Source organism: Myxococcus sp. AM011, from assembly GCF_013372595.1.
Taxonomy (GTDB): Bacteria; Myxococcota; Myxococcia; order Myxococcales; family Myxococcaceae; genus Myxococcus; species Myxococcus eversor.
Genome location: NZ_JABXEM010000538.1, coordinates 1 through 1711, shown reverse-complemented (window position 1 = coordinate 1711; position 1711 = coordinate 1). Strand labels below are relative to the sequence as shown.

Genomic DNA, 1711 nt, shown 5'->3' with positions numbered 1-1711 from the left:
ACCTGGGCCTCGAAGGGGCCGTGCATGGTGGTGACGGCATGCGACTCGCGTGAGGTGTCGTTCCAGGAGACGAGGAACTGGTGACGCTCCTGCTCATCGAGCAGCGGCAGCCGCCAGAGTGACTGGCCCGGGTTGTTCACCGCGGACTTCAGCAAGCTCACCAGATGCTTGCCCATTCGCTCCGCGGTGCCGCGGTCGAACAGGTCGGTGTTGAACTCGAGCAGACCGCCGATGTCGTCGCCGTAGTCACCGCACAGCAGGGACAGGTCGAACTTGGCCGTGCCGCTGTCCACCTGCATCGGCTGGAGCACTCCCGCGTCTCCATCCTCCTGCGGTCCCACCGAGCGCCCCGTGTTCTGGAGGGCGAACATCACCTGGAAGAGCGGAGACCGGCTCAGGTCACGCTCGGGCTTCAGCTCGTCGACGAGCTTCTCGAAGGGCACGTCCTGATGCGTGTACGCCCCGAGCGTCGTCTCCTTCACCTGGGCCAGCAGCTCGCGGAACGTCATCTTCTCCGTCAGCCGTGCGCGCAGCGCGAGCGTGTTGACGAAGAAGCCGACGATGCCTTCGATCTCCGAACGCTGCCGGTTCGCGATGGGCGAGCCCACGACGATGTCGTCCTGGCCTGAGTACCGCGCGAGCAGCACCTGGAACGCGGACAGCAGCGCCATGAAGGGCGTGACGCCTTCGCGCAGGCACAGCGCGCGCAGCTCCGCGGTGAGCTGCGCGCCCAAGTCGATGGCCAACGTGCCGCCGTTCGCCGTCTGGACGGGAGGACGCGGCCTGTCGGTGGGCAACTCCAGGGCGTGCGGAGCCCCGGAGAGCTGACCTCGCCACCAGCTCACCTGCTGGGAGAGGGCTTCGTCGCGCAGCCAGCCTCGCTGCCACGCCGCGTAGTCCGCGTACTGGAGTTCCAGCGGCGCGAGCGGGGACGGACGCCCCTGGGAGAACGCACCGTAGAGCTCGCCGACTTCCCTCGTGAGGATGCCGTTGGACCAACCATCCGAGACGATGTGGTGCACCGTGACGAGCAGGATGTGGCGCTGCTCGGAGAGACGAAGCACGGACGCACGGAGCAGCGGGGCCTGGGAGAGGTCGAACGGCTTCTGCGCTTCGAGCTGGGCCAGCCGCAGCGCTTCAGTCTCCCGCGTGGCCTCGGGCACGCCCTCCAGGTCCGTCACGGGAACGGACATCTCCACGCGAGGATGGATGTGCTGGACCGCCTCGCCATCCGCCTGGTCGTGGAACGAGGTGCGCAGCGCTTCATGGCGCTGCACGAGCTCCTGAATCGCGCGCTCCAACGCGGCGAGGTTCAGCCCGCCGTGGAGCAGGATGGCCGAGGGGATGTTGTAGAACGGACTGCCCGGCTGGAGCCTGTCGAGGAACCACAGGCGCTGCTGAGCGAAGGACAGCGGAATCGGCCCGGTGCGAGGCACCGCCACGAGCGGGGGCCGCTGGAGCGACAGGTCTCCGCGACCCACGGCATCGACGCGAGCCGCGAGCGCCGCGACGGTCGGCGCCTCGAAGAGCGCGCGCAGGGGCAGCTCGACGTCGAAGGCCTTGCGGACGCGAGAGACGACCTGGGTGGCGAGGAGGGAGTGGCCACCGAGGGAGAAGAAGTCGTCGGTGACGCTGACGGAGTCGAGGTGGAGGACTTCCGCCCAGATGGCGGCGAGACGCATCTCGGTGGGGTTGCGAGGAGCGACGAAGG

1 protein-coding gene is annotated in these 1711 nt (G+C 68.4%); it reads right to left on the bottom strand.

Translation table 11 applies throughout. The features are described 5' to 3' along the window. Window positions 1–1711, bottom strand: a 1711-nt coding sequence (locus tag HUW62_RS47140; protein ID WP_255204046.1) for a condensation domain-containing protein, incomplete at both ends; no start/stop codon positions are given.